General features: G+C 68.7%; 11 protein-coding genes and 2 pseudogenes. 6 read left to right on the forward strand and 7 right to left on the reverse strand.

The window, feature by feature from the left end:
- Positions 1–562: 562 nt before the first annotated feature.
- The 5 genes from ACFY0I_RS34550 (at position 563) to ACFY0I_RS34570 (ending at position 5350) form a co-directional block, all read left to right on the forward strand.
- Positions 563–1666: a bifunctional DNA primase/polymerase gene (locus ACFY0I_RS34550; RefSeq protein ID WP_388903254.1), complete on the forward strand. Its 1104-nt coding sequence runs from the start codon at positions 563–565 to the stop codon at positions 1664–1666.
- Positions 1663–3180 (forward strand): phage/plasmid primase, P4 family, encoded by a 1518-nt coding sequence (locus ACFY0I_RS34555; RefSeq protein WP_388903256.1) that lies wholly within the window; start codon positions 1663–1665, stop codon positions 3178–3180. Before ACFY0I_RS34550 ends, ACFY0I_RS34555 begins: the two co-directional genes overlap by 4 nt.
- Positions 3177–3551: a DUF6009 family protein gene (locus ACFY0I_RS34560; RefSeq protein WP_388903258.1), complete on the forward strand. Its 375-nt coding sequence runs from the start codon at positions 3177–3179 to the stop codon at positions 3549–3551. Before ACFY0I_RS34555 ends, ACFY0I_RS34560 begins: the two co-directional genes overlap by 4 nt.
- Before the next feature lie 598 nt (positions 3552–4149).
- On the forward strand, positions 4150–4743 hold the full coding sequence (locus ACFY0I_RS34565; protein WP_388903259.1) for a sugar nucleotide-binding protein: 594 nt from the start codon (positions 4150–4152) through the stop codon (positions 4741–4743).
- A 97-nt stretch (positions 4744–4840) separates the two neighbouring features.
- Positions 4841–5350, forward strand: a complete 510-nt coding sequence (locus tag ACFY0I_RS34570; RefSeq protein ID WP_388903262.1) for a GNAT family N-acetyltransferase — start codon at positions 4841–4843, stop codon at positions 5348–5350.
- 634 nt (positions 5351–5984) lie between these two features.
- On the opposite strand, the pseudogene ACFY0I_RS34575 reads toward ACFY0I_RS34570, so the two are convergent.
- Positions 5985–6271: pseudogene (locus tag ACFY0I_RS34575) on the reverse strand (hypothetical protein); the annotation flags it as partial.
- Between ACFY0I_RS34575 and ACFY0I_RS34580 the strand changes: the two are divergent.
- Positions 6254–6478: pseudogene (locus tag ACFY0I_RS34580) on the forward strand (peptidase M4 family protein); the annotation flags it as partial. The pseudogenes ACFY0I_RS34575 and ACFY0I_RS34580 overlap by 18 nt on opposite strands.
- Before the next feature lie 172 nt (positions 6479–6650).
- On the opposite strand, the gene ACFY0I_RS34585 reads toward ACFY0I_RS34580, so the two are convergent.
- From ACFY0I_RS34585 to ACFY0I_RS34610, 6 genes are all read right to left on the reverse strand, one after another.
- A complete protein-coding gene (locus ACFY0I_RS34585; RefSeq protein WP_388903264.1) occupies positions 6651–7961 on the reverse strand; it encodes an LLM class flavin-dependent oxidoreductase in 1311 nt (436 codons plus the stop codon).
- Positions 7962–7977: 16 nt separating this feature from the next.
- The gene (locus ACFY0I_RS34590) at positions 7978–8982 is read right to left on the reverse strand and encodes a GNAT family N-acetyltransferase (RefSeq protein ID WP_388903266.1); all 1005 of its coding nucleotides are present in this window, start codon (positions 8980–8982) and stop codon (positions 7978–7980) included.
- Between the two features lie 69 nt (positions 8983–9051).
- The gene (locus ACFY0I_RS34595; RefSeq protein WP_388903268.1) at positions 9052–9999 is read right to left on the reverse strand and encodes a fatty acid desaturase family protein; all 948 of its coding nucleotides are present in this window, start codon (positions 9997–9999) and stop codon (positions 9052–9054) included.
- Positions 9996–17225: an amino acid adenylation domain-containing protein gene (locus ACFY0I_RS34600; RefSeq protein WP_388903271.1), complete on the reverse strand. Its 7230-nt coding sequence runs from the start codon at positions 17223–17225 to the stop codon at positions 9996–9998. Before ACFY0I_RS34600 ends, ACFY0I_RS34595 begins: the two co-directional genes overlap by 4 nt.
- A complete protein-coding gene (locus tag ACFY0I_RS34605; RefSeq protein ID WP_388903274.1) occupies positions 17222–17935 on the reverse strand; it encodes a DUF6875 domain-containing protein in 714 nt (237 codons plus the stop codon). The genes ACFY0I_RS34600 and ACFY0I_RS34605 overlap by 4 nt, the downstream gene beginning before the upstream one ends.
- A complete protein-coding gene (locus ACFY0I_RS34610; RefSeq protein ID WP_388903276.1) occupies positions 17932–18927 on the reverse strand; it encodes a TauD/TfdA dioxygenase family protein in 996 nt (331 codons plus the stop codon). The genes ACFY0I_RS34605 and ACFY0I_RS34610 overlap by 4 nt, the downstream gene beginning before the upstream one ends.
- Positions 18928–19068: the final 141 nt, after the last annotated feature.

A 19068-nucleotide genomic window follows, 5' to 3' on the forward strand; every position in this document is an offset into this window, starting at 1 on the left:
CGCCTTCCGCTGCCTGAATGTCTCTTAGAGAAGCGCCACGAAAGGCGCGGGATGATCTTTCCCGTAATCGGCGTCCTGCCCCTGCACCGCCTGCCTCGTCCTCCCGTTCAACCAAGTGATGGACCCTACGTGGTGACGTGCTGGCCAGCCGTGTGTGAGGGGCAGCGACCCTGGTGAAAGTTCGGTAGCTGGCTTGAGTCGCTCGAAGAACCAGCAGGTCAGAGGCATGTACTAACCAGAACAGCGACTGAAGCGACTGAACTTCAGGTATATGAGTACATTCCTGTGTGCGCGTGTGCGTCATATATAGGAGGCTTCAGTCGCTTCAGTCGCTGTTGATGGTGCTGTAGGGCTCTGACCTGGTATTTCTTTGGCAGCGACTCAAGCGACTGAAGTGTGCTCAGTCGCTTCGGCAGCTGGGTTCGGTCGCTCAGCAGGCTCTTCGGGCTCGCAGGGACGACACGCCGGGAAGGTGCGTGCGAAGGACTGCCCCCGCGCCCCGGCCGCTTTCGCTAGGCTGTGTCTGTTGTTGAGTCGCTTCAGTCGCTGTAAGGGGAAGTAGATGCCCGCTGAGCTGCGGTTTTCTCGCAGCGACTCAGGGCAGCCCACCCCTGAGCGTTCAGTTGCTGGTCTCCGCCTGGCTCAGTGGTGCGCCAGCCGGGGCTGGCCCGTCCACCCGCTGGCCCCGGGCCGGAAGACCCCTGCCGCCAACTGTCGGGACTGCAGTACTCCTGGGCACGTTCACACCGACTGCCCTTGCCACGCCGCCGGCCGTTGGTGCCATGGCTTCCACGCCGCCACCCTGGACTACGACCGCATCCGACAGTGGTGGGGAACCACGCCAGGACTTGGCGTAGGAGTGGCCTGTGGTCCGGCGGCCCTGGTCGTCATCGACATCGACGCCCATCAGAGCGAGCCCCCGCAACGGGACAAAGCCCTTCCGGGAATCCCGATCGGCGAACACATCGACATCTCAGGCATTGCGACTGGCTACCACTCGCTCGCCGTACTCGCCGCGCTCCGAGGCGAGGCCTCCCCGGCCGAGGACACCTCCACCCTCCGCGTCCGGACCCCCTCGGGCGGCATGCACGTCTGGTACCGGGCCACCGACGGCCGCCGCTGGCAGTGCTCCACGGGCTCCGGCAAGCGCGGCCTCGCCTGGCAGGTCGACGTCCGAGCCCACGGCGGCTACATCATCGCCCCCGGAACCACCACCGCAGCCGGCACGTACACGCCCGTCGGAAGCAATCGACAACCCGGACCGCTCCCCGCCTGGCTCGCCCAGGAACTGCAGCGAACCGGACACCTCCCGGCCCCTCACATCCCCGCGCCCCGGCCGGTCCCGCCACGGGCCCGACAAGCCGTGCTCGCCGCTGGAGGGGGCCAGGACCAGACCTCTCGCCTGCTCACCGCCCTGCTGGCCGACGTCGCGGCCTGCGCCCAACTCCAGGAAGGCGCAGGGTTCACGGAGAAGCTGAACAGGGCCGCCTACACCCTCGGCGGACTTGCCGCGGCCGGGCACCTTGCCGAATCCGCAGCCGAGCAGGCTCTGCGAGAGACTGCGGAGGCGGCCCGCCCCGGCCAGGCACACCGCATCGACCAGATCATCCGCAGCGGCATGACCGCCGGCGCCAAGCGCCCCCTGCACCTCGGAGGCCGCCGGTGAGTCCCACGCCCGAAACCGACGACTTCCTCTTCGACTTCAACCCCGAAGCAGTCGCCGCACAGATCCTCGCCCAGGCCCCGCCGACCCCCCTCCCCTCACAGGCCGGTGAGCAAGTCCACCTCGATCACGCCACGCCCGCCGGCCTGCTCCCGGACACCCTCAGCGACCGCGGCAACGCGAAGCTGTTCGTCCGCCTCTACTCAGGCGACTACCGGCACGTGCCTGGACTCGGTTGGTACCGATGGGACACCACCCGCTGGCAGATCGACGAGGACGACACCGTCGTCTGGGCCGCCGGAGACCTCGCCGAGGCCATCGCGACCACAGACCCGCGCGGAATCCACAGCAACCAGGCACTGCAGAAACACCGCCGCCGAGCTCTCAGCACCTCCGGCATGAACGCCATGCTCACCCAGGCCAAAGCCGCCCCCGGCATGGTCCTTCGAGCCGAACTCCTCGACGCGGACCCCTACTCCCTGTGCACCCCGGCTGGCATCGTCGACCTTCGCACCGGCCTGAGCCGTGCCCCACAGTCTGACAAGGACTTCCACTCCCGTTCCACCTCCACCGGCCCCAAGTCGCAGCCCACCCCGCGCTGGAACCGCTTCCTCACCGACACCTTCGGCGACGACGCCGAAGGCAAGGAGATGATCGACTTCCTGCACCTGATGCTCGGCTACTCCATCACCGGCGACGTCGGCGCGCAGGTCATGCCTTTCCTCTTCGGCTCAGGAAAGAACGGCAAGTCCGTCCTTCTGGACGTCCTGATGAAACTTCTGGGCGACTACGCCGACGCCGCCCCACCCGGGTTCCTGATGGCCCGCACCTTCGACGGCCATCCCACCGAACTCGCCGAACTCCACGGCCGCCGCGTCATTGTCTGCTCCGAGGTCAAACCCGGGGACAAATTCGACGAAGCTCGCGTCAAGCTCCTCACCGGCGGAGACCGGATCAAAGCCCGACGCATGCGACAGGACTTCTTCTCCTTCGCCCCCACCCACAAGCTGTGGCTCATCGGAAACCACAGGCCCGAGGTAGGCACCGGAGGCTTCGCGTTCTGGCGCCGCATGCGCCTGGTCCCCTTCGAGAAAGTCGTCTCCGACGACCGGAAGATCGACAACCTGGCCGACATCCTCGTCACCGAAGAAGGCCCCGGCATCCTCGCCTGGCTCATCGACGGCGCCCGCCGCTACCTCACAGGCGACAAGGACCTCACCGGACCCGCCCCCGTCCGCATCGCCACCAACGCGTACGCCGAGACCGAAGACCACACCGGCCGTTTCTTCGAGGAGTGCTGCACCTTCCACACCGACCACAAGGCCGAGCAGGCCCGCCTCTACAACGTCTACCGCACCTGGTGCCAGAATGAGGGAGCGCCCACCGTCTCCTCCCGCGCTTTCGCAGCACGGGCACGCGAACTCGTGGGCCTTGCCTCACCCAAAGAAATGATCTTGTCCAACTCCAAGAAGTACTACCCTGGCATCGGCTTGCTCGCAGAGGAGGAGAACGCGTGAGCTCCCTCATCTCCGACGACGAGATCCACCACGAAGTCGACCTCGTCTGGCTCGAGGACGTCACCGAACTCGATTACGTCCGCCAATCCCTCGACCGCCTCCCCACCCGCCGCGGCAAGCCCGCGTACCACCGAGACGGACGCCTCGTCGGCTACGCACAACTCGACAGCAAGGCCAAACCCTCACGCTCCAGCGGCACCTTCCGCCGTCGCGTCTTCTGGCTCCTGCCCCACGACCGCGACACCGTGCCCGACGGCCTCTACGCCAGCGGCGCACCGGCCGAAGCCGTCGACCCGACCACCCTGGCAGCCGGCAGCAGAGGCCGAAAGACGGAACGCTCCGAACGCCCGGCTCAAGCCGCGGACGCCTGATTTCCTGCGCTCTCCGTCGGGCGTCATCAAAACAGGCTAGAGGTATCGAACCTTGAGTCGCTTCAGTCGCTGCTAGTCGCGCCAGACAGCTCTGACCTGCGTCGATGAGACAGCGACTCAAGCCCTGGACCCACGTCAGGCCAGGATCACCGCAGCGCCGGGTTCACCCTTTGTGGCCCCGAACGCCCACCGGACGATTGGAAGCTGGGACATCCACTTCCGGACGGCCCTGGACGTGGCGTCTCCGTCGAGCTCGGACGGGTCCATGCAGGTTGATTTGCATACCTTGAATTCTGAGTCGCTTCGGTCGCTGAAAGCTCTTCATCGGTGCTTTGACCTGCACTTACGTGATAGCGACTGAGCGGTCCCGGGCGAGTCCGACGTTGCTGCTGCAGGTACCGCGGCGTCGGGACCTCGCGGAGATCGTTTCCCGGTTCGGCCCGACACTCCTGTCAGGGTGCCGGGCCGAACCGGCGTCCGTGGTGCTGGATGTTTTTGCCCGGGTCGTGGTGTGAGGCTTGCCGGAGAGCGATGACATTCCTGGGCATTCCCATCCGGTACGGGGTGGCTTCCTAACGTCCACCAAGTGGATCGCCCGATGCCGACACCGAAGCTGGTCGTACGAATCGGCGCAGCGCCTCTAGGAACGACACGGCTTTGTCGAGGTCGAGCGAACGGACGGTCTGCGCAACGACGAGCGCGAGACGGACGTTCGCTACCTCTGGCAGCCCCCACCGGCACGCTGACGGTGAAGGCGGTCACCCGAACTCCCGGGTGGCCGCCTTCACCGTCGCAGGCCGGGCTACGGTGTCGAAATGACTGTTCTGACGTTGGCGGCAGCGGCCTTCTCGGGACTGAGCTGGTCCGGCAGGCGAGAACAGCGGGGCAAACGATCGTCGCGACGTACGCGACCAAGCCCGGCCCCGTCTCCCCAACCTCGTGGTGCCACCTTGATCTGCGGGACGCAGGAAGGCTGGACGCCGTCATGTCCGACGTGCGTCCGCAGCTCGTCGTCAACGCACCGAGCGGATCGGCCGACTGGGCGACAACGGCAGAGGGTCCCATCGGGCTCGCGATGGTGGCGGCGAAGTACGGAATCCGCATAGTCCACGTGTCCAGCGACGCGGTGTTCTCCGTCGTTATCTCGGGTCACAGCGTGCTATCAGCAGGTCAGCTCGATCTGGTGACGTAAGGGACGTTAGGCATGTAGCGGCGGTGGAGAGGGATGACTGTCATCGGTCGCGGTAGTGTCCCGGTGCATGAGAGCTGATCTTGGATGTGGGGGCGTTGTGGTTGAACTGCGCGCGTTCACTCTTGCCGACGCTGGCGTGATCGCGTCGTGGATATCCGGGCCGACCGAGCTGTTGACGTGGGCTGGTCCGGGGTTCACCTGGCCGTTGGATGATCCGCAACTCGCCGCCTATGTGGTGGAGCCGGGGCGCCGGACCTGGACGGGCATCGGTCCGGATGGCCGGCCCGTAGGGCATGCGTCGCTGCGTCTCGATGCTGATGGTCTGTCTGCCCGGCTCGGGCGGGTCCTCGTCGCTCCGGATGCCCGAGGTCACGGATGCGGGGCCGCGTTGCTCACTCAAGTACTGAGCTTTGCCTTCGCTCCACTGGGACTGGAGCGAGTGGAGCTGGGGGTTTTCGCCCACAATGGAAATGCTGTGCGGCTGTATGAACGCCTCGGGTTCCGCGTGGACCAGGTGCTTCCCGACGTGGAACGAGTAGACGGGCAGTCCTGGTCCGCGCTGCAGATGAGCTTGGCGAAGGCAGACTGGTCCGCAGGCGTCGTATAGAACGGTTGCGGCAGCCGGAGGCTGGAGCCGGGAGCAGACACCCTCCGGCGAGGCGGCTCAGGGCTGCTCTAGTGAGCGGGGAGCGGGCGGTTCTCGTCACGGATCATGCGGCGGAGGCTGGTGTGGGCTGCGGTGAGCTCGTCCTCAAGCCCGGTGACCCGTTGCTGGAGCTCAGCGTTCTTCGCGGTCGCCTGCCGTTCCGCCGTGGACTGCCGTAGGTTCTCTTCTGGCCAGCTCGTTGACGCGGTCGACCAGGCCGTGGTTGCCGAGCTGGTCGACCTGCTGCCCGAGATGGACGCGAGCCTGTTGCCGCAGCTGACCGTTCTCGGTCCGGAGTCGTTTGATCTCCTGGCGGGCGAGAAGCAGGTCGGTCTGCTCGCTGGCGGTGGAGACCTTTCGCCTGCTCTGGTGGTCCTGGTGGTCCTGGTGGTCCTGGTGGCCTTGGGCGGCCTGGCGGGCCCGTGCCTGATCGATGCGTTGCGCCCCTTGGCCTGTGGTTCTGTGACCAAATGGGCCTCCGCTCTGCGAAGACGCGCAAGGACAGTCACGCAGGCGCCCACGACTGACGCTGACGGTCTGCGACGTCGACGACGCGGGCGGCTCCGGCGCACACGGACGAGGAATCGCCCCGGGCCCCCGCGGCCCTCGGAAGGGGGGCCTCGGAGATCCAGGGGACGGGGCCGTCCAGGGCATAGTCGAGCTTGAAGGCGGCCGCGCCGTACCTGTAGCTGTCGTGTACCCGTCCGAGGCGGGCGATTCGGGCCAGCGGTCGGTGGGGTGTCGAAGACGTACGCGCGGGCCGGGGAGGGTCGTCGAGGCGCTTGATCTCGAAGCCGGTGTGGACGGTGCCGCCGAGGTCGGCACGTATGCGGCGAGGGCGTCGGAGACGGACTGCGGGCCGCCGCGCGGCATCGGCCAGCCGCTGTCGACGTCCAGTACGGCGCGGCCGTCACCTGGGACCTCTACAAGTCCGAGTTCGGCCGCAACGGCATCGCCGGTGACGGCAAGGTCGCGTACTCCCGCGTCCGCTACGGCAACGCCTACGTCAACGCATTCTGGTCCGACAACTGCTTCTGCATGACCTACGGCGACGGCGCGAACAACCAGAAGTCGCGCACCTCGCTAGACCGATCCCCCGCACGTACCAGCAAGGTGGCGACCGCTTAGAAGGCCGTCAACGTCAACTGAGCCCTGCTCGGGCGACGCCGACGGGCAAGGCGTTGGCCGGGAGCGCGGAACCGCGCTCCCGGTGCGGGCCCCTTCCAGACGTTGCCCAGCCGACTCTTGGGGGAACCGCGCGCTATCCCCGGTCCGACCCGGTGAGCGGGTCGAGCCCGAGGTGGTCGCGCAGCGTCGTACCGGTGTAGTCGCTGCGGAAGAGCCGGCGCCTGCGCAGTTCGGGGATTATCCCGTCGACGATCAGTTCCAGGCCCTCCGGAAGGTAGGAGGGAAGGAGCATGAAGCCGTCTGCACCACCCTCGGCCACCCACTTCGCGAAGCGGTCGGCGATCTGCTCCGGGGCGCCCACGACCACCAGGTGGCCCGCGGACATCACCTCGGCCTCGATCAGCCTGTTGATGCTGTACTTCTCCTCCACGGCCAACTGCCTGAAGATCTCGTACCGGCTCCTGCGCTCCTGGACCGTGTCGACCGCGGGCAGGAGTTCCTCCGGAACGGGCTTCGACGGGTCGAGGCCGGAGATGTCGATGCCGCCCAACTGCTTGGACAGCCAGGCCATCCCGGTGTCCATCCGGATGAGGTGGCGGAGCTCGTCCTCCATCCGCAGCGCTTCCGCCTCCGTGCTGCCGACGAGCGGGTGGACCCCAGGGAAGACCTTCACCTTCTCGGGGTCGCGGCCCTCCGCGCGGACCCTGGCCTTGATGTCGCTGTAGAAGTCCTGGCAGCCGGCCAGTGTCTGCTGGGCGGTGAAGACGACCTCGGCGTGCTTCGCGGCGAAGGTCCGGCCCGTGCCGGACGAGCCGGCCTGGACCAGCACGGGGCGTCCCTGGGGGCTTCGGGGCACGTTCAGCGGACCCTCGACCTTGAAGTGCTTACCCACGTGGTTGATCCGGTGGACCTTCGCCGCATCGGCGTATACCCCGTTGGCCCGGTCGAGAACGATCGCGTCGGACTCCCAGCTGTCCCAGAGCGCGCTCACGACCTCCAGGTACTCGTCCGCCCTCTCGTACCTGTTCGAGTGGCTCGGCAGGGGGGCGTCCCCGAAGTTCAGCTCTCCGTGTCCGGAGGTGACGATGTTCCACGCGGCGCGGCCCGCGCTGATGTGGTCGAGGGTCGCGAACTGCCGGGCGACGTTGTAGGGCTCGCTGAACGTCGTCGACACGCTGCCCACCAGGCCGATCCGGCTCGTGCGAGCGGCGAGCGCGGAGAGCATCGTCATCGGCTCCACGTGCGGGAACGAGGCACTGGCCAGCCGGGGTCCGTTCACGGACAGGCCGTCTGCCATGAGCAGGGCGTCGATCTTGCCGCGCTCGGCGAGCGCCGCGATGTCGCTGTAGTAGTCCAGCGTCATCGCGCCTTCGGCTCGGCTGTTCGGACGTCGCCAGGCTCCCTGGTGATGTCCGACTCCGCCTATCAGCGAGAACAGGTGCATTTACATCTCCTGATTGTCAATAACGTGCATCGATCACGCGCAGGGTCGTCCGGCTCAAGAACCCCGCACCGTAGGCGTTCGTATCGGTTTCCGGGTCACTCGCGAGGACTTCCAGGTGCAAAGGAACGACGGGCATCGACCCCTGCCCGTTGGCGTTCCTGAGCCAGGCGTCGTCCGTACGGTGACCCGTCGGCCGGTCGCCCTGGTAGGCGACGAGGAGGGTGGGGTCGGAGAGGGCCGTCAATCGAAGCACCAGATCCGCCTCGTCAGCGGTCTGCATGGGGTGGGCATCCGGCTGCAGCAGCTTCAGCGGGACCGGGAAGAGCCCGAACCTGCTCTTGAACACGAAGAGACCCGGCTGAACTTGATGACCGTAGGTGCTCGGATCACTGCCCAGCGAGACCCACCGGCTACCTCGATCGCGCGCCTCCTGAAACGCCGTCAGATAAAGCGCGCGCACGAGCTTGCCGTCGCGGTCGTCGTCCCCCAGGGCGGTGAACCGGACCCGGACGATCGACATCGCCGGGTCGATTTCGCAAAGGCACGCGCCGATCAGCGTGCCGTCCGCGCCCTGCGCCCTGACGGTGAAGTACGCCTCCGGCCTTTCCAGCAATTGATCCCGGACGCGCCGGGCGTAGGGAACGCCGTTTCGCAGTGTCGCGACGTGGGCTTCGTACAGCGTGAGGAATTCGTCCATCTGGAGGGAGTCGAGGGGCGACCTGACGGACAGCTTGATTCCGCGTTCCGCCAGAGCGGCGGGACCACTGCGGGCTCCTCGCCGAGAGCGGCGCGACATGCGCGTCAGGAATTCCTCCTCACTCGCGCACGCGGGCGCGAGCCAGGTAATCCATCCGGGCTTGACGGTGAATCCCGCTCCGCGAAGGGCCGGCCAGTCCGCGACGTCGGGAGCCTTGACCCGTATCAGGTCGGCATCCGGCCGTTCCTCACGCCAATCGCGGGCAAGGGCCTCGTCGACATCGACGTGGGCGATCGTGATGCCGTTTTCGTAGGTTGTGTTCAAGTGATTCCCTCCCTCTCGTGGCGGCTGCGATCGCCGGTCCGCGGCCGGGCGGACACGGACCGGCGATCACTACTGCTTCGGGGATCGGCCCGCCCTCGCGTTGTCCGAAGCCTCCCGCGCGATGGCACGGAAGAACGTCGGATAGCTCGGCGAGGTGTGTGCCGCGAACGCCAGGGTGATGTCGTGCCGGTCCCGCAGCCGGTTGATCGGCACCACCATGGCGGCGTGGTGCTCGATGTGCAGGTTGTTCCCGTTGGTGTACCAGGTACTGAACCAACTACCCGTGATCGAACGGGTGTTGCTGAGGACATTCGTGGTGGAGTTGTCGCACATGATGTGTTCGGGCAACTCGACCAGGAAGTGCAGGGGCACCGCGATGAGCAGCGGGAGCAGCCAGACCCACAACACGAGGTCGCCGTGGCCGAGCACGACCAGCACGGCCGCGCCGAGGAGCGGCAGGGCGAACAACTTGTACTCCGCCTCGACGTCCCGCTCGCGGTCCTTCGATATCTGGCCCATGTCGTAGGACCAGGTGCCCCTCCAGCAGCGCACGATGTCCGCCATGGAGCCGATCAGTCGGCCGAAGGCCAGCGCCTCGCGTATCAGTGCCGGCCAGGTGACCAGCTGTCGCGAGTCGAAGCCGAAGAACTCCGAGTCCTGGTCCGTGCCCAGGTAACGGTGGTGCTGGAGGTGACGCACCCGGTAGTGGCTGTACGACACCAACATCGGCACACCCAACGGCACGCCCGCCAGCCGGTGCAGGCGGGCTCGCCGGAATGCCGAGTGGTGCAGGCACTGGTGTTGGAGCTCCAGCCAGTGGCAGTACATCGCGCCGATCAGCACGACTCCGAGCAATCGGATCGGCCACGCCCCCACGAAGAGGGCGAGCGTCACGCCGATGGCCCAAATGCCGTACGCGAAAACCAGTTTGACGATGAAGATGCGTTCGTCGGCAGCGGTGAGCTTGGCCCGCCGAAACAGATCCTCCGGCGATGCGGTACTCGCGTCGGGCGTCATGAACGGAACCCCTTTCCTGCCGCATCCGGCATTCGACCCCGCGGATGGTCGGCTGGGTCGGTCGTGGCGACGGCATGGTGGAGTTCACTGGCCGTGAGCATGCTCTTCTGGTCCCCCGGGATCGTGGTGACGGTCACGCCGGCGCCGAAGGGCCGCCAGGTCTCGCTGGCGTCGTCGCAGCCCGGTGAGACGACTTGCGGCACGTACAGCCGAAGGCGGGGCACCTGGCCGGCGGGCCGCCACCCGGCCATCGCGAAGTGACAGCTCAACCGCATGCGCATCTGGCCGAGCACTGGATAGTCGCGAACACCGGGGGCGGAGGTGCCGAGGAGGTCGGCGAGCGCCTCCGCACGATCCGTGATGGGCAGGTGCCCGGTCGCGGCGAGCGCCTCGGCGACGGCGTCCTTCGTGTGGTGTGGGACCCCGTACCGGAGGTGCACGATCATGTCGTCGTCCGGGTTCGGCGGCTGCTCGGCGCGCGGCGGGTCGAGCAGGTACAGGTCCTCGATACGGTCCGCGTCGCCGTCCTCCTGTGCCTGCCGGGCGATCTCGTAGACGATCGGCGCGCCCATGCACCAGCCGGCCAGGGAGTACGGGCCGGACGGCTTGGCCGCCCTGATCCGGGACAGGTAGCGCCGGGCGAGTGCCTCCATCGTGGTGTTCTCGTCGGAGTGGTCGTGCGGCAGGCCGTAGCAGTCCCAGCCACGGCCGAGGGCGCCCGCGAGCGGCGTGTACCAGTCGATCAGCCCGCCGCCGGGATGGATCATGAAGAGCGTGCGCGCGGGGTGGCTGATCGGTCCGGGGGTGAGCGGGACCATACGGGCGACGTTCTCCACCTCGGCGGCGAACCGGTCGGCGATCCGCTGCGCCTCGTTGGCGTCGAGCAGTTCCGGGTCGATGGAGAAGTGGCAGGTCACGGTGCCTTCGCTATCCGGGCCCACGGTCACGTCGACCGGTGTCGGAAGCACGTTGGCGGGGGCTATGGTCGCTGCCTCGGGCCCGGCGGCCGGCCGCAGGACGTGGTCGCCGATGGGCGGCTGGTACCCCCCGAGGTAGTTGAAGGTGACCTGGGGTGACCTGACTTCGTCCAACTGGCTGCCGAGGGGCGACTCGGGGTGCAGGAAACGCGCCCGGCCGAAGCCGGTGCCCGCGTCGGGGACCGAGGCCAGCTGTCGGTCGATGCCGGCAGCGGCGTCGACGAGACGGGACTGATCCGAAGCGAGATCCGTGAGGAGTGCAGGGTAGAGCGAGGTCAGCCAGCCGACCACGTTCTCGAGGTCGCCGTTGCCGGTGTGGGTCCGGCCGTGTCCTTCCAGCCACACGTACAGGTCCGGGCCGTCGTTGTACGGGACCAGCGCGCGGTGCAGTGCGGCCAGCAGGAGGGCCTGGGCACTGATGTCGTGCAGCCGGCGGACGTCGTGGCCCAGGTACGCCGTGGCCCGGGGCGACAGGCGGTGGCTGATGCGGACTCGGTCTGCGGCTTCCGTCGCCCGTCCGGCCCTCGAAGCGCCGGCTCCGGAAAGGGCCGGCTTCGGGGCCTTGGCGAGAGTCTCCCAGTGCGTATCCGGCACGGGTTCGGCAGCGGCCTGGGCCGGCATGCCGGGTGCCGCACCGTGGGGCAGGGTTCGCTCGTCCCGCAGTGCCCGGTAGCCCCGTTCGATGTCGTCGGTGACGATCTGCCAGGACACGGCGTCGATGACGAGGTGGTGGGCGATCAGGTAGAGCCAGGCACGGGTGCCGGCCGGATCGCGCACGATCGTGAAATCCGCCATCCGGCCGTCGGCGATGCTGATCCGCCGGTGCAGGCCGCGCAGACTGGCCCCGAGCCGCTCGGTCAGCGGCTCGTGGCCGTCCGGCAGGACGTGTTCACCCAGCAGGTCGGCTGCCGGCGCCGCGGCGAGGACGGCGGTCCAGACGTCCCCCTGGTGGCTGAAACGGGTGCGGAACGCGTCGTGACGGCGGATCGCCCAGACCAGTGCGGCTCGCAGCGCAGCCAGGTCGCAGGGATCGGCGATCTCGAAGAGGCGCGCCTGGTGGAAGTGGTCCGGCTCGGCGAACCGCTGGGCGAAGAACCAGGCCTGGATCGGGGTGAGCGAGAGGGCGAATCCGGCCGGCCGACGTTCGGCCACCACGGCGATGTCGCGATCCGGGCGGGTGGTGATCAGGTGGTCCAGGCCGCGGACGGTCGGTGCGGTCAGGAGATCAGCGACGCTCACGTCCACGCCGAGGGCCCGCGTGCGTGCCGCCGCCCGGATCGCCTGGAGGGAGTCGCCCCCGCGGGCGAAGAAGTCGTCGTCCACGCCGGTGTCCGGCTGCTGGAGGATGTCCCGCCAAACCTCCAGCAGCAACTGCTGACGGGGGCTCTCCGGCTCGGACGTCGCGCCGAGGCCTGCCCTGGCCGGCGGCGCCGGCATCCGCGACGTCTGGATCTTCCCCGTCGACGTACGGGGAAGTCGCTCCATGATCACGAAATCAGCGGGCACCATGTACGACGGCAGTCGTCGGCCGGCCCACTCGCGCAGCCGGTCCGGGAGGACGGTGCGGTCGGCAGGGGCGGCGACGTACGCCAACAGCCGCTGGGTACCGCCGGTCTCCTGGAGGAGCACCGCCGCGTCGGCGACGTCCGGGTGCTTCAGCAGGCAGCTGGTGACCTCACCGAGTTCCACCCTGAATCCGCGGATCTTGACCTGGTCGTCGAGGCGCCCGAGGATTTCAAAACGTCCGGCGCTGATCCGGGCCCGGTCTCCGGTCCGGTAGAGACGCTGTCCGGCGAGCGGGTCGGTCGTCGCGACGAGGAACCGCTCATCGGTCAGCTCGGGCCTACGGTGGTAGCCGGCGGCAACCCCCGCCCCGCCGATGTACAGCTCTCCGGCCGCACCGACGGGCAACAGGTGGCCGTGAGGTCCCAGCAGCACCATGCTGTAGTTGGCCAATGGGGCACCGACGCTCAACCGTGTCGCCACGCCGGGGTTCGCAGGGTGGAGGCGCTGCGCGGAGCACCACACGGTGCCCTCGGTCGGCCCGTATTCGTTGTCGAGGGCCACACCGGGTATGCGGACGGCGTGTTCGCGGAGGTCGTCCGGGCCGCACGCCTCACCGCCGATGGCAACGACCCTCAGCCCCGACCGCCAACCGACCGGGAGCGTCCGTACCAACTGCCGGTAGAAGGATGCGGTGAAGTTGACGTGCGTGACGCCGCTGCGCTCGATGAGGGAGCGGATCAGGTTTGCGTCCCGGGCGTGGTCGACGGTATCCGGAACCACGATGGTGCCGCCCGACCACAGCGTCCACAACATCATGTGCGGCGCCACGTCGAAGATCACCGGCAGGGTGACCAGGGTCTTCACCGGCCTATCGGGCGCCGTCCCCGCAGTGTCCAGGAACCTGGTGCGGGCGTGCACGGCGGCGCATGCGTTGGCGTGGCTGGTCAGGACCGCTTTCGGAGTTCCGGTGGAGCCGGAGGTGTAGACGAGGTACGCGCCGTCGGCCGGTTGGACGTCCGCATGCGGGTCGGGCGGCACGGTGGTGTTCCGGGTCGTGTCGCACGACGGATCGTCGGCGTACAGGTAGGGAACGCCGACGGGCGCGCCGGAGAGCGCCGCATCGCCGGAGGCGGTGCGGCCGGCGACGATGACGCTCGGGGCGGCATCGTCGAACATCGCGGCGGTGCGGGCCTGGGGCTGAGCCGGATCGATGCACACGTACATCGCGCCCGCTCGCAAGGTGGCCAGGATCGCCGCGACGAGGTCGATGCCGACGGGGCAGGTGATCGCGACGACCTCTCCGGCCCTGAGCCCCGCTTGCTGAAGTCGCCGCTGGAGGTTGCGTGCGTGCTGGTCGAGCTGGTGGTACGTCCACGCTGATCCGGCGTGCTCGAGCGCGACGGCGTCCGGGTGAGCGGCTGCCGCGGCGTCGAAGCCGGCGTGCAGCGTGTCGAACGGCACGTGATCGGTCGGGCCGGTGCTCAGACCGAGAATCCGTGTCGTCTCGGCGGCACCCAGCAGGTCCAGCTCGTGAACGGCCTGGTCGGTCGAGCGTGACAGGCTGGTCAGGACTCTTTCAAACCCGCCGAGCAGTTCCTGGGCGGTGTCCACGTCGAACAGGTCGGTGTCGTACTCCCACAGGATGGTCATCCCGCCCGGCCCGCTCCCGTCCGGGTGACGAGGGTCGGGTACGCACACCACGTTGATGTCACCCTTGGCGGTGGCGTTGTGCTCGATGACCAGGGACGCCTCCACCGAACCCATCCGCAGGTGCGGCCGGGGGGTGTCGTGGAACGCGAACATGAGATTGAACAGCGGATTGCGGCCGGGATCGCGGGGCATGTCCAGGTGTGCCAGCAGGTCCAGCAGCGGCAACTCCTGGTGGTCCTGCGCGCCCAGCAGTACGGTCATCGTCGCGCGCAGGAGCTCGCCCAGCGAGGCGGCGGGGTCGACACCGACCCGCAGCGGAAGCGCGTTGACGAACATCCCCAGCAGCCGGTCCGTACCGGGCTGACGTCGATTGACCAGAGCGGAACCGATGACGATGTCCTGCTCGCCGGTGTGCTGCCATACCTGCACCGCGAACGCCGACAGGAACACGGCGAAACGGCTCACCCCGTGCCGGGCGGCCAGATCGTCGAGGGCGCCCATGACCTCGGCCGGGATGTGGACGGCCAGGCGGCCGCCGCCGGACGAACGGACCACGGGCCGCTGCCGGTCCGCGGCGAAGGTCGCCCCGTCACGGGGGCAGCCGGACAACCGTTCGCGCCAGTAGCTGACCTGATCGGCGTAGTCGCCGGTCTCCCGCCATGCCCGGTACCAGGCGGCGAAGTCCCGGTACTGCACCGGGAGGGCCGGCAGGTCCGGCTGTTCCCCGGCGGTGATCGCCGCGTAGGCATCGCGGAGTTCGGTCAGGAACAGCTGAGCGGACCAGCCGTCGTGCGCGAAGTGGTGTTCCACCTGCAGCAGCCGCCACTCGTCAGCAGCGAGGCGGAACAGGTGCCAGCGGACCAGCGGCAGGATACCTACGTCGAACCCGGTAGCGACCTGCGCCCGCATGCGAGCCGCCAGCTCCACGTCGCGGTCCGGCTCGGGAATGCCGGTGAGGTCGACGGCCTCGACGCGCGCCCGCCAAGGTTCGCGGACGACTTGGACCGGCCCGTCGGATCCGTCGTGGAAAGTGGTGTGCAGGATCTCGTGCCGGGCCACGATGTGCGTCAGCGCCGTTTCCAGCGCGTCGATGTTCACCGGACCACGCATCCTCAGGGAGAACTGGGTGTTGTACGCCAGCGCCTCGGGTGTCAGCTGGGTCAGGACCCAGATCTGCTCCTGCTGGCCGCTGAGCGGAAACGCGGCGACACCCTCCGGGCCGGTCTCGGTGGGGCTGGCGCCCGACTGGATCCGCGGACGGGCGGACGGTGTGCCGTCACGGACGAGGGCGGCGATGCCGGTGATGGTGGGGGCGGCGAACAAGGCGCTGACGCGAACGTCCACGCCGTGGTCGGCGGCGACGACGGCGGCCAGCTGGATCATCGCGAGGGAATTGGCTCCGAGCATCAGCAGCGACCGGTCCAGCGGTACGTGCGACACGCCGAGGATGCCCGCGGCCGTGGCGGCCAGCTGCGCTTCCAGGGCGTCCCCGGGCCGGGCCGAGGACGGGCCGGCCGTGACCGAGGCCGGGTCCGGAAGCCGCCGCTCGTCGATCTTTCCGGACGCGGTCCGGGGCAGTTCCCGCAGCACGACGTACGCGGAGGGTACGAGATAGGCAGGGACCCGCTCACGCAGATGCCGGTCGCAGTGGGCGATGAACGACGCGTCGCTCTCGGCCTCATCGTCCGGGCCGGGGACCCTCGGGCCGGGTGCCGCTTCCGGCACCGGCATCAGGTAGGCGACGAGGGAGACCGACCCCGCCTCCCCGCCCACAACACGTGCGGTGACGTGCGCCTGCACGATCCGGGGGTGGCCCATCAGGACGGATTCGACGTGGCCCGGTTCCACGCGGTGCCCCCCGACCTGAACCTGCCGGTCGGCGCGCTCCAGGAACACGAAGTCGCCCGACGGGTCCTGCCGGACGAGGTCGCCGGTCCGGTACGCCCGTTCGCCGTCGATGGTGACGAACCGCTGGGCGGTCACATCCGGGCGGTCGAGGTAGCCGAGTGCGAGGTTCGCTCCGGTGATGGCCAGCTCGCCCGTTCCCGTGGTGGGCCGGCCATCGGCGTCGAGGAGGAGGTAGCCGGTGTTGCGTACCGGTCGGCCGATGCTCATCGATGCCCGCCGCCCGGTGGTGGCGTCGTAGACCAGCCCGTAGCTGGAGCAGACGCACGCTTCCGTCGGGCCGAACTCATTGACGAGGGAGGTGTTCGGCAGCAGGGCGGCGTGCCGTTCGATGACGGCGGGACTCCACCGCTCGCTGCCGATCCCGACGGCCTCCAGATGAGTCGGCGGGCGGCCGACGGCACGATCCAGGAAGACGCTGTACAGCGACGCCGGGTAGATCAGGTGCGTAATGCGGTGCTGGTGCACCAGGTCGAGTGTCCTGGCGACGTCGGTGAGACCGGCCGGATCGATGATCAGTGTGCCGCCGGTCAGCAGCGTCCAGAACAGGACGCCGGTGGTGAGGTCGAACGCCGGTGAGTGCAGCATGAGCACACGGCCGGCCACGCCGAACCGGTCGAAGCGTGCCGCGGTGGAGTTCAGCAGCGCCGCATGCGGTACCAACACGCCCTTCGGCGCTCCGGTCGAACCGGACGTGTAGATGACGTACGCCGGCCCAGCGGGGTCCGCCGCGATATCCATGACCTCGGCGGGCCGCTCCCGGCCGAGCAGGTCCTGGTACGTCCACACCGGCGCGGAGGTCTGTTGCCGAAGCCGAGCGGCCCGGTCGGCGGTGGTCACGACGAGCGTCGGCCGGGCCTCGGCGAAGACCTGGCGCAGGAAGGCGTCCGGTGCGTCGGGGTCGAGGGGCAGATACACGGCACCGGCGGCGAGCACGCCCAGAACGGTGGCGACGAGTTCGGGCGAACGTCCGAGGACCAGCGCCACGACGGGGGTCTCACCGGACGGGCCGGTACCCGCGGCGCGCACGCCGTCGGCGACGGCGTGCGCCTTCGTGGCCAGGTCCTGGTAGGTCCATGACCCGTCCGCGGTGACGACCGCGTCGGAGGACCGGTGTTCGTAGTAGGCGGTCTCCAGAGCTGCGGCGAGGGTCAGTTCGGCGAGACCGGCCGGGGGATGCAGCGTCACGATGACTCTCTCGGTGGAAGGGCTTGACGGGCGGCAGCCAGGTGGGCGTGCAGGCCCTCCCGCGCCGCGGGACTGAGCCGGGGGCCGATGTGCCGCTCGTACGCCAGCAGGAAGCTGAGCCGGTCGGCCGGTGGGGTCCCGGGCTGATCGGCGAACAGCAGGTCGTGGGGGGTCATGGCGCGGATGGCGAACATCGGTTCCGGGCAGCGCATCACCGGGAACGTGCGGTTGTGTACACCGCCGACGGTGCTGCTCTCGTGGAACTCCCCGAGCATCAGGCCCCGTTCGACGGCCTCGGCCCGCAGCATGCGGTGGCCGCCATCGATGAAGTCGGCGGCGTCCTCCTCCGGCAGGCCGGGGAAGAAGCCGAGCAGGGCGGTGGATGCCCGCTGCGGCCCGGTGGCGATGCTCTCGAACACCTCCTCCAGGAGCCGACCGGCGTCGGCGGCGTGCGCCGGGGTGGACCCGGAGACGGTGACCGCGACCAGCCATACGGTGTCGGCGCGGATCGCGGGTGCGAGCCGCGGGCAGACCGCCCCCGACCGGCCCAGGTCGGGGTGCGGCTGGGTGACGAACTCCTCCAGCCAGCGCATTCCGGCCCGGTACTGGGGGTGGCGGTCGTAGGCCGCGGCGGCGTCGGCAGCCCGGGTCAGCGACCCGGGGATGACCGACGGTGCCATGGCCGAGATCACCAGTCCGGCTGTCCTCACCGGGTTTCCTTCGGGGACGAGCCGGCGACGGCAGGCTCGATCAGCGGCTCGCCCGCCACCGCGTACGAGGTGAAGCCGTCCGGGCCGACAGGGGTGTCCCCGACGGTCGACGTCCGGTGCATGATGCGGATCTCGTCCTGGAGGTGGTCGATGTCGGCGGCGGCCAGGTGCGCCGTGGACCGGTTGTCCCACACCGCCACCGATCCCGCCTCCCAGGTGAACCGGACCGTGTACTGCGGCCGCGTGAGCTCCTCGAACAGCAGCTCCAGCAGTTTGCGGCTCTCGACGGGGTTCATTCCCATGATGCGGGCTGTGCGCGACGGGTTGACGAACAGTGCCTTCTCGCCGGTCTCCGGGTGGACGCGTACCACCGGGTGCACGGCCATCCTCTTATTCCCGATCATGTCGAGAGCCTTCTTCTCGACCGGGTCCGCCGGGTCCAGCTGCTGGGCGGGCCAGAAGGTGTGCTCCGCCTGGAGGCCGTCGATCATCTTCCGAATCGGTTCCGACAGGCCCTCATAGGCCGCCACCAGATTCGTCCAGTGGGTGTCGCCGCCGAACGCGGGGATCTTCTCCGCACGGAGGAACGCGATCGCCGGCGGGTTGACCACCTGAGAGGCGTCGACGTGCCAGCCACTGATGCTGGTCACCCACTTGTTGCGGAAGACCGCTTCGTAGTCGGCGCCCACGAGCTGCTTGTCGAGCTGCGGAGAGATCGTCAGGATCTGGGGGAACGGTGCGAGTTCATCGGTGTCCTGTTCACGGGCCCGTACGGCGAGCGGGCCGAACTTCTGCCCGAACGCGACGTGCGCGGCGTGGTCCAGGTGCTGGTCGCGGAAGAACAGCACCTTGTGCTTGTACAGCGCCAGGCGCAGCTGCTCGACCGTGACGTCGTCGAGATCGGCGGCCAGGTCGATGTTGTCGACGTACGCGCCTATGAAGCCCGCGGCCTGACGCAGGCCCAGCTCGGTGGTGGTCGGCGTTTGCGGCATGGTCTAACCCCTTGGTGTTCTGTGTCCTGCCGAGTGGCGAGACGGATGTGATGTGTTCATGGCAAGTGCGCGAGTGCGCGTCGCCATCGAGATGACCCGCGCGCAGCTCGGCTCGCGGCGAAGGCCTGTGCAATCGGTGGG

The organism is Streptomyces sp. NPDC001568, assembly GCF_042893755.1.
GTDB lineage: Bacteria > Actinomycetota > Actinomycetes > Streptomycetales > Streptomycetaceae > Streptomyces.

Bases quoted from the DNA above. Each gene is read 5' to 3' on its own strand.
- ACFY0I_RS34610 (WP_388903276.1), bottom strand. From the start codon at position 18,927: ATGCCGCAAACGCCGACCACCACCGAGCTGGGCCTGCGTCAGGCCGCG.
- ACFY0I_RS34585 (WP_388903264.1), bottom strand. From the start codon at position 7,961: ATGCACCTGTTCTCGCTGATAGGCGGAGTCGGACATCACCAGGGAGCC.
- ACFY0I_RS34595 (WP_388903268.1), bottom strand. From the start codon at position 9,999: ATGACGCCCGACGCGAGTACCGCATCGCCGGAGGATCTGTTTCGGCGG.
- ACFY0I_RS34565 (WP_388903259.1), top strand. From the start codon at position 4,150: ATGCCGACACCGAAGCTGGTCGTACGAATCGGCGCAGCGCCTCTAGGA.
- ACFY0I_RS34550 (WP_388903254.1), top strand. From the start codon at position 563: ATGCCCGCTGAGCTGCGGTTTTCTCGCAGCGACTCAGGGCAGCCCACC.